We start from the raw sequence: 7,814 nt of genomic DNA, 5'->3' as shown, positions 1-7,814 counted from the left end.
GCACCCCCCAGGGCAGCCGGGCCCAGAGCGCCGTACGGCCCGCTCCGGGCACGGGCCGGAGGCGGACCACCGCGGCCGGGTCCAGCCGGACCAGCCGGGCCAGGAAGGCGCCCGCGTCCGCGACCCCGACGAGGCCGTGCCCCTCGTTCCGGGCGTCGGCCGCCCCGCTCACGCCGCGGTCTCCCCCGGCGCGTACCGGAGCAGGAAGGCGCGTTCCTCCGCGCTGATCCGCCGGGGCTGCTGCCGGGTCAGGTCGAACGGGACGAGCACCGAGCGGGCCGTGCTCGCCAGCACGTCGCCGTCGTACAGCTCGTAGGCGACGGTGAACGACGCGGCCCGGATCTGCTCCACCCAGAGCTCGATCCGGACGGTCGGGGCGGTCTCCGCGGTGGACCGGCCGAGCGCGTAGTCGACCGGGCGCAGGTAGTCGACCTCGTGCCGGCGGATGACCACCCCGTCGGCGAACGAGCCCACTCCCCACGCCCGGCCACCGGCGAACATCAACGCCACCCGCGCCTCCTCGTAAAGGGTGAGGAAGCGCGAGTTGTTGACGTGGCCGTACGCGTCCAGGTCGGACCAGCGCAACGTGCAGTGATAGACGAACCGGTCAGACAAGGGTCGGCCCCGGTCAGTCGCGGGTGAGCTTGCGGTAGGTCACCCGGTGCGGACGGGCCGCCTCGGCGCCGAGCCGGTCGATCTTGTTCTTCTCGTACGCATCGAAGTTGCCCTCGAACCAGAACCACTTGGCCGGGTTCTGGTCGTCGCCCTCCCAGGCCAGGATGTGCGTGGCGACCCGGTCCAGGAACATCCGGTCGTGGGAGATGACCACGGCGCAGCCGGGGAATTCCAGCAGCGCGTTCTCCAGGCTGCCGAGCGTCTCCACGTCCAGGTCGTTGGTGGGCTCGTCGAGCAGGATGACGTTGCCGCCGATCTTCAGGGTCAGGGCCAGGTTCAGCCGGTTGCGCTCACCGCCGGAGAGTACCTTGGTCGGCTTCTGCTGGTCCGGCCCCTTGAAGCCGAACGCCGCGATGTACGCCCGGGACGGCATCTCGACCTTGCCCACCATGAGGTGGTCCAGCCCGTCGGAGACCGTCTCCCAGACCGTCTTGTCACCGGCCAGGCCGGCCCGGCTCTGGTCGACGTACGACAGCGAGACGGTCTCGCCGACCCTGACCGAGCCGTCGGTCGGCTCCTCCAGCCCGACGATGGTCTTGAACAGGGTGGTCTTACCGACACCGTTCGGGCCGATGACGCCGACGATGCCGTTGCGCGGCAGCGAGAAGCTCAGGTCGTCGATGAGCACCCGGTCGCCGAAGGCCTTATTGAGCTGGTTGGCCTCGATCACCGTGCTGCCCAGGCGCGGGCCCGGCGGGATCTGGATCTCCTCGAAGTCCAGCTTGCGGGTCTTCTCGGCCTCGGTGGCCATCTCCTCGTACCGGTCGAGGCGGGCCTTGGACTTGGTCTGCCGGGCCTTGGCGTTGGAGCGGACCCACTCCAGCTCCTCGGAGAGGCGCTTCTTCATCTTGGCGTCGCGGCGGCCCTCGACGGCCAGCCGGGCGGCCTTCTTCTCCAGGTAGGTGGAGTAGTTGCCCTCGTACGGGTAGGCCCGGCCGCGGTCCAGCTCGAGGATCCAGTTGGCCACGTTGTCGAGGAAGTACCGGTCGTGGGTGATGGCGATGACGGTGCCGGCGTACTTGGCCAGGTGCTGCTCGAGCCACTGCACGCTCTCCGCGTCCAGGTGGTTGGTGGGCTCGTCGAGCAGCAGCAGGTCGGGCGTCTCCAGCAGCAGCTTGCACAGCGCCACCCGGCGGCGCTCACCACCGGAGAGCTGGGTGACGTCGGCGTCCGGCGGCGGGCACCGCAGGGCGTCCATGGCCAGCTCGAGCTTGGAGTCGATGTCCCAGGCGTCGGCGTGGTCCAGCTCCTCCTGGAGCTTGCCCATCTCCTCCATCAGCCCGTCGGAGTAGTCCGTGGCCATCTGCTCGGCGATCTTGTTGAACCGCTCCAGCTTGGCCTTGGTCTCGGCGACGGCCTCCTCGATGTTGCCGAGGACGGTCTTGGCGTCGTTCAGCGGCGGCTCCTGCGCCAGCATGCCGACGGTGTAGCCGGGCATGAGGCGGGCCTCGCCGTTGCTCGGCTGGTCCCACCCTGCCATGATCTTGAGCAGGCTGGACTTACCGGCGCCGTTCGGACCGACCACACCGATCTTGGCCCCCGGCAGGAAGTTCAGCGTCACGTTGTCGAGCACGACCTTGTCGCCGTGCGCCTTGCGCGCCTTTTCCAGGACGTAGATGAACTGGGCCACGGTGCGGGCTACCTCCGTCGGTTGCGATCGCGAGCTTGGGGCGCGGGCGCGGGCTGCGACTTCCGCCCGCCGCCGCCGGCCAGCAGCCGGCCGCGCGCACGCCGTCGTCAATCCTGACAGGTACGGCGCGCTACGCCCACATCACCCCGTCCAGCGCCATCCGGCGCGTCCTTTGTTCCCGCCGATCGCGACCGACCGGCGCAAGCGGCGCGGTGTCGGCTGCCGGGGTGCCGAGAAGTAGCCGATCCACCACCATCGACCAGCGGATGTCGGCAAGATCACGGGTGTGGTTCGACGGGCGTGGGACGGGTAGGTAAGACCGTCACGGGGCCGCAGACGCCGCAGCTAGGCTCAGTACGCTCATCGCGGTGGACCCGTCAGCACCCGGAGGTGGCCGATCGTGACCGTCCGTAGCTCCTTTGTCGTAGTGGCGAACCGTCTGCCGGTCGACGAGGTGAGCACACCGGAAGGACGGCAGTGGCGACGGAGCCCCGGCGGCCTCGTCACCGCGCTGCATCCCGTCCTCGCCGAACAACAGGGCACCTGGGTCGGCTGGGCCGGCGGCACGGGCGCGGCGCCCGAGCCGTTCGACCTGGAGGGCATCCGACTGCACCCGGTGCCGCTGAGCGCCGAGGAGCTGGAGCGCTACTACGAGGGGCAGTCCAACGCGACGATCTGGCCGCTCTACCACGACGCTGTCGAGACCCCGGCCTACAAGCGCCGCTGGCGCGAGGCGTACCGGCTGGTGAACGCCCGGTTCGCGGAGGCCGCGGCGGAGGTCGCGGCCGAGGGCGCGACGGTGTGGGTGCAGGACTACCAGCTCCAGCTGGTCCCGGCGATGCTCCGCGAGCTGCGTCCGGACCTGCGGATCGGCTTCTTCCTGCACATCCCGTTCCCGCCGATCGAGTTGTTCATGCAGATGCCGTTCCGCACCGAGATCCTGCGCGGACTGCTCGGCGCGGATCTGGTCGGCTTCCAGCAGCGGCTGGCGGCGCAGAACTTCGTCCGGCTGGCCCGGCACCTGCTCGGCCTGCGGTACGAGGGGCAGATGATCCAGGTCGACGGCCGCCAGGTGAAGGCCGGCGCCTTCCCCATCTCCATCGACACGAGGGAGATGGAGCGGATGGCCGCCGACCCGGCGATCCAGGCCCGGGCCAAGCAGATCCGCGAGGAACTGGGCAACCCGAAGACGATCATCCTGGGCGTGGACCGGCTCGACTACACGAAGGGCATCGAGCTGCGGCTCAAGGCGTTCCGCGAACTTCTGGCTGACGGAAAGTTGACAGTTCCCGACGCGGTTATGGTGCAGGTGGCCACCCCGAGCCGAGAGCGCGTGGAGCACTACCAGGCACTTCGCGTCAAGGTGGAACGCGAGGTTGGTCGGATTAATGGTGAATTCGGACGGGTCGGCGTGCCGGCGGTGCATTATCTGCATCAGTCGTACAGTCGCTCCGAACTGGCCGCGATGTACGTCGCGGCCGACGTGATGATGGTGACCCCGCTGCGAGACGGAATGAATCTGGTGGCCAAGGAGTACGTGGCATCGCGCGCCGACCAGGGCGGCGCGCTCGTGCTCAGTGAATTCGCCGGCGCCGCGACCGAGCTGCGCCAGGCCTTCCTGTGCAACCCGCACGACCCGGACGCGGTCAAGGACGCGCTGCTGCGCGCCGTGCACGTGGAGAAACCCGAGGCCCGCCGCCGGATGCGGATAATGCAGCGCCACCTGCGGACCCACGACGTGGGCCACTGGGCCAAGTCCTTCCTGACCGAACTCGGCGTGCCCGATGCGGAGGCCGCGTGAACTCCCCCGCCCCCACCACCCGTCACGGCGGGCCGCTCGACCCCACGCTGCGCGCCGCCATCGGCCGGATCGCCCGGGTCCCCCAGCTCCTCGTCGCCTGCGACTACGACGGCACCATCGCCGCGATCGTCGAGGACCCGACCAAGGCCGTCCCGCTGCCGGAGTCGGTGGCCGCCATCCGCGCCCTGGCCGCGCTCCCGCAGACCAGCGTCGCGGTGGTCTCCGGCCGGGCGCTGCGCGACCTGGCCGCGCTCTCCCGGCTGCCCAGCGAGGTGCACCTGGTCGGCAGCCACGGCTCCGAGTTCGACATCGGCTTCGTCGAGCGGCTCTCCCCCGAGCTGATCGCGGTCCGCACCCGGCTCCGCAACGAGCTGCGCGAGATCGCCGCGGCCCACCCCGGCGTACGCCTCGAACGCAAGCCGGCCAGCGTCGCCGTGCACACCCGTGGGGTGGACCCGCAGGTCGCGGCCTCGGCCATCGAGGCGGTCCGCACCGGCCCCGCCACCTGGAACGAGGTGACGGTGACCCACGGCAAGGAGGTCATCGAGCTGTCGGTGGTGGCCACCCACAAGGGCACCGCCCTCGACCAGCTCCGCACCCAGCTGTCCGCCAGCGCGGTGCTCTTCATCGGTGACGACGTCACCGACGAGAACGCCTTCGGCAACCTGCACGGCCCCGACGTCGGCATCAAGATCGGCCTTGGCGACACGAAGGCGGGCTACCGGGTCACGGAGCCGATCGAGGCCGCCCGAGCGCTCGCGCTGCTGCTGGAGACCCGCCGGAACTGGCTCTTCGGCGAGCGGGCCGTGCCGATCGAGCGGCACTCGATGCTCGCCAACGGCCGGACGATCGCGCTGCTGACCCCGGAAGCCAAGGTCACCTGGCTCTGCCACCCCAAGCCCGACTCGGCGGCGATCTTCGCCGATCTGGTCGGCGGCGCCCCCGCCGGGCACTTCAGCGTGTCGCCGCAGCGGGGCGGCATTCCGCTCGGGCAGCGTTACCGCACCGGCACCATGACCGTGGAGACCCGCTGGTCCGGCCTGACGGTCACCGACTGGCTGGACCTGCCGGCGGCGGAGACCACCCCGGACGGTCCGGCCATCATCACCGGCGACTCGACTCTGGTCCGGGTGCTCACCGGCTCCGGCCGGGCGCATCTGGAGTTCGCCCCCCGGCCCGAGTTCGGCCAGGTCGCCGTGCAGCTCCAACCGCTCGACGATGGTCTGCTGGTGCTCGGCTCCAACGAACCGGTCGCGCTCTACTCGCCGGGCGTCGAGTGGGAGATCCGCAGCGACGGAGTAAACGAGACCGCGACGGCAACGGTGGACCTCTCCGCCGCCGGCGGGCAGGTGGTGCTGGAACTGCGCTTCGGTACGCAGAGCCTGGAGCACCACCGGGTGCCGATCCACGAGCGGCAGGCCGCCGCCGAGCAGCCCTGGAAGGACTGGGTGGCCAGCCTGCGGCTGCCCAGCACCTCCCGGGACCTGGTCGTCCGCAGTGCGCTCACCCTCCGGGGGCTCTGCCACGAGGCCAGCGGCTCGATCCTGGCGGCGGCAACGACCTCGCTCCCCGAGGAACTGGGCGGCGTCCGGAACTGGGACTACCGCTACTGCTGGCTGCGGGACGCGGCGTTGACCGCCCGGGCGCTGGTCGACCTCGGCTCGACCACCGAGGCGGAGGCGCTGCTGCGCTGGATCGACGGCGTCGTGGAGCGCACCGGCGGGCACCCGGAGCGGCTGCACCCGCTCTACACCGTCGACGGGTACGAACTGGGCGCCGAGGCGGTCATCGACACCCTGCCCGGGTACGCCGGCTCCCGGCCGGTCCGAGTCGGCAACCTGGCCAACCACCAGCTCCAGCTCGACGTCTTCGGTCCCGTCGCCGACCTGATCGCCGCGGTGGCGGACGCCCGGGGCTCGGTCCGGGACGACGAGTGGCGGGTGCTGGAGAACATGGTCGAGGCGGTCAGCCGCCGCTGGCACGAGCCCGACCACGGCATTTGGGAGGCCCGCCTCCCTCCGCGGCACCACATCTTCTCCAAGGTCATGTGCTGGATGACCGTGGACCGGGCGCTGCACGTGGTGCGGCAGCACGGCCACGAGGACCGGCCGGAGTGGGTGGAGCTGCGCGACCGGATCGGCGCCAACGTGCTGGAGTACGGCTGGCACGAGGAGGCCGAGGCGTACAGCGTCGCGTACGGGCACGACGAGAGCGACGCGTCGTCACTCTGGATCGGCCTGTCCGGGCTGCTTCCGGGGGACGACCCGCGCTTCCTGTCGACCGTGCTCAAGATCGAGGCGGACCTGCGCAGCGGCCCGGTCGTCTACCGGTACCACTGGGACGACGGCCTGCCCGGCCGGGAGGGCGGCTTCCACATCTGCACGGCCTGGCTGATCGAGGCGTACCTGCGCACCGGGCGCCGGGCTGACGCCGAGGAGCTGTTCCGCCAGATGGTGAAGACCGCCGGCCCGACGGGGCTGCTCCCCGAGCAGTACGACCCGCTCGCCGAGCGCGGGTTGGGCAACCACCCGCAGGCGTACAGCCACCTCGGTCTGATCCGCTGCGCCCTGCTGATGGACGGCATGCTCAAGCAGTGAGCTGACCTTCGACGACGGCGGCGGGAGACCTTGTCTCCCGCCGCCGCCGTTTGTGCTGCTGTGGCGCGCTTGCGCGGCGCTGCCCGCGGTCATGTTGCCGGCCATTCACCGCAGGGCGGCGGCGGCTTCCCGTGGCGCAGAGCCAAGGACGCCACCAGTGCTCTACGGGTGGCCGGTCGTCCGGCGGCACCCGCACGGTCAGGAGCTGAGGTCCGCGCCGTCCCGTGGCCGGGACCCCGGCGACGCCAGCGGCCCGATTCGGCGGGACCCGGGCCCGGGCGGCCGTCAGGGGCGGCGATCAGGCCGGGTGGTCCGGAGCTGCCTCGACTCCACGCGGGCCCGCCTCGGCCGGAGCGAGGGCGTCGACCACGTCGCCGACGACCACCACGGCCGGCGGCCGCAGCCCGGCAGCGACCACGTCCCGGGCCACCGCGCCGAGCGTCGAACGCAGCACCCGCTGCCCGCCGGTCGTACCCTCCTGCACCACGGCGGCCGGCGTCTCCGCCGGGCGGCCGTGTTCGATCAGCGTCGCGGTGATCGCGGCCAGGTTCTTCAGACCCATCAGGATGACCAGCGTGCCGCGCAGCCCCGCCAGGGCGTCCCAACGCACCAGCGAGGCCGGCGAGTCGGGCGCGACGTGACCGGAGACCACGGTGAACTCGTGCGCCACCGCGCGGTGGGTGACCGGGACGCCGGCCGCCGCCGGTACCGCGATCGCGCTGGTCACCCCGGGCACCACGGTCACCGGTACGCCGGCCTCCGCGCAGGCCAGCAGCTCCTCCCCGCCCCGCCCGAAGACGTACGGGTCGCCGCCCTTCAGCCGGACCACGACCTTGCCGGCCAGGGCCCGGTCGACCAGGATCCGGTTGATCTCCTCCTGGGCGCGCGCCGGGCCGTACGGGATCTTGGAGGCGTCGACCAGCTCGACGTCGGGGCGCAGCTCGTCCAGAAGCAGCCCGGGCACCAGCCGGTCGGCGACCACCACGTCCGCCTCGGTGAGCAGCCGCCATCCCTTCACGGTGATCAGCTCCGGATCGCCGGGGCCGGCGCCCACCAGCGCCACCCGGCCGACCGCGGCCCCGGCGATCCGGAGCTGATCACCGTGAAGGGA

At 71.5% G+C, this 7,814-nt stretch carries 6 protein-coding genes; 2 read left to right on the top strand and 4 right to left on the bottom strand.

All coding sequences use genetic code 11. The features are described from left to right. The 3 genes from DKL51_RS37645 to ettA all read right to left on the bottom strand — a co-directional run. Positions 1-172 (bottom strand): DUF8010 domain-containing protein (locus DKL51_RS37645; protein ID WP_498070876.1); only part of this gene is annotated, 172 nt, incomplete at its 3' end. Then, positions 169-615, bottom strand: a complete 447-nt coding sequence (locus DKL51_RS04715) for an acyl-CoA thioesterase (protein WP_109947942.1) — start codon at positions 613-615, stop codon at positions 169-171. The genes DKL51_RS37645 and DKL51_RS04715, both read right to left, overlap by 4 nt. A 13-nt stretch (positions 616-628) precedes the next feature. Next, positions 629-2,305 carry an energy-dependent translational throttle protein EttA gene (ettA, locus tag DKL51_RS04710; protein ID WP_109947941.1) on the bottom strand — a complete coding sequence of 559 codons (1,677 nt, stop codon included), beginning with the start codon at positions 2,303-2,305 and terminating at the stop codon, positions 629-631. A 400-nt stretch (positions 2,306-2,705) separates the two neighbouring features. Between ettA and DKL51_RS04705 the strand changes: the two genes are divergently transcribed. Further along, entirely contained in the window at positions 2,706-4,106 is a 1,401-nt protein-coding gene (locus DKL51_RS04705) for an alpha,alpha-trehalose-phosphate synthase (UDP-forming) (RefSeq protein ID WP_109947940.1), read from the top strand. After that, entirely contained in the window at positions 4,103-6,703 is a 2,601-nt protein-coding gene (gene otsB, locus DKL51_RS04700; RefSeq protein WP_109947939.1) for a trehalose-phosphatase, read from the top strand. Before DKL51_RS04705 ends, otsB begins: the two co-directional genes overlap by 4 nt. A gap of 298 nt (positions 6,704-7,001) precedes the next feature. Here otsB and cobA read toward each other — a convergent pair. Next, positions 7,002-7,814 (bottom strand): uroporphyrinogen-III C-methyltransferase (gene cobA, locus DKL51_RS04695; protein WP_124811768.1); only part of this gene is annotated, 813 nt, incomplete at its 5' end.

The organism is Micromonospora globispora (assembly GCF_003857015.1).
Lineage (GTDB): Bacteria > Actinomycetota > Actinomycetes > Mycobacteriales > Micromonosporaceae > Micromonospora > Micromonospora globispora.
Note: the sequence above shows the minus strand (reverse complement) of the source record. Positions and strands in the feature narration are given on the sequence as shown.